The 1,570-nt window shown below is 31.0% G+C and carries 2 protein-coding genes; both read right to left on the reverse strand.

From position 1 onward, the window contains the following. Positions 1-129 precede the first annotated feature (129 nt). Complete coding sequence (locus U9R42_14560; GenBank protein MEA3497246.1) at positions 130-588, reverse strand: hypothetical protein; 459 nt, start codon at positions 586-588, stop codon at positions 130-132. 5 nt (positions 589-593) lie between these two features. Next, a partial coding sequence (locus U9R42_14565) for a hypothetical protein (protein MEA3497247.1) occupies positions 594-1,570 on the reverse strand: 977 nt, incomplete at its 5' end.

Here is a 1,570-nt window from a genome sequence, read left to right on the forward strand (position 1 = left end):
TCTTTTTAATTGGAATCATTAATTGAAATTGATTTGATATAAAAATTCAATTATAGATTTCAATATATAGGTGTAGTTACAAACTACAGATAGTACGGGGATATTATTTTTCGCATAATAAGCTTCACTTTATTTATGGTAGTCATAAGGAACTATTTTAATTTCTTCTTTATTTATGTTTTCCTGCCAAAAATCCATACTAAAGGTCTCATCTTCTTTTCTTCCATTATAGAATATGTTTTGTTCAATAAACATGAAATCACATTCTAAACAAGGAAAATTAGTACAGTAAGATATGCATTCCCCATTTTTCTTAATAAAATTGTAAATTAAATATAATTGATGGTTAATATTTATTTTATTTTTAATATTTATAATCTTATCTAAAGATTCTGTATTTGATTTATACCAAGTTGTTGATTTTAAAGATGCGGAATTTAATGAATAAAATGAAACAACACTGTCATTTTTTATTACAATTCTATGAATAGCAGAAAATGGACACTCTATGGATTGTTCTACTTCTTGGGCAATGCTTGTATTCGAAACAACAGCGATAATTATCAAATTAAATATAAATAATCTCATTTTGTTTATTTATTTGCAGGCAAAAACACACCGCCAGTAGAAATTTTCTGTCCATTTTCTAAAATATCTCCAAACCTTAAAATATATAGTTTGGGTGCAGGTAACCAGTCATTCCTATTTGGGCTATATGATAATCTTTGCGATAATCCCATTTCAGTTCTTGCCATATTCATATATCCAACTGCTTTATCTTCATTACCGCCATAACGATGTATTAATTCATGTCCCATTATTAAACCTACACCAAAGGCACGTTTATCAACATTTCTATAACTAATATTACTAATATCAGACAAATCAAGTTTTAAAGAAGATAATTCCATAATTTGTTCACCCTTCTCACCTGTTGCGGTATTTATCGGAATAGCTGAACACCAAGTAGCAAAATCAATATTTGGGTCATTATTGACTATTTCCGTATTAATTATATCCTTATCTCCAAGTGCTCTGGAAAATACACTTCTTGCAGTTTTTGAACCAATGTTTTTATCTATTGAAGCTACAGTTAACACATTATCACTTGAAGATGGAGTATTTAAAGAAATCCCTGTAACATCTTTAATCCCACTACTGAAAGTTCCCCATTCTTTTAAATTCAAACCTTGCTCATTATACCCTTCAGTACCTGCCATTGCTGAATTAAACATGTTTTTTGGTACGCCCAGACTATCACCCAATACATCACTATACCAAATAGGATTTCCTGCAAAACAATTGTACTGACTAATAGGAGGATTCGGCTTGGGGTCTAAGTTCCAACGTCTTCCCAACCTTGCATCATATTCCCAGAAAGTGGCAGTATAATGACTTCCTGTAATCCCAGTAATCTCGTCATCTTTCTCTTGCCCATTAAATCCAAACCTATAACTCTCACCAATTTCTTCAACTTTTACATTGTCAAGATAGAACAGCAAGTTGGTACTTGTAGCATCAGCACGTTGGAATATTAGGTCTGCAGTAGTTGTTGTAGCAATAAATTCAA

This window comes from Bacteroidota bacterium (assembly GCA_034723125.1).
Taxonomy (GTDB): domain Bacteria; phylum Bacteroidota; class Bacteroidia; order CAILMK01; family JAAYUY01; genus JAYEOP01.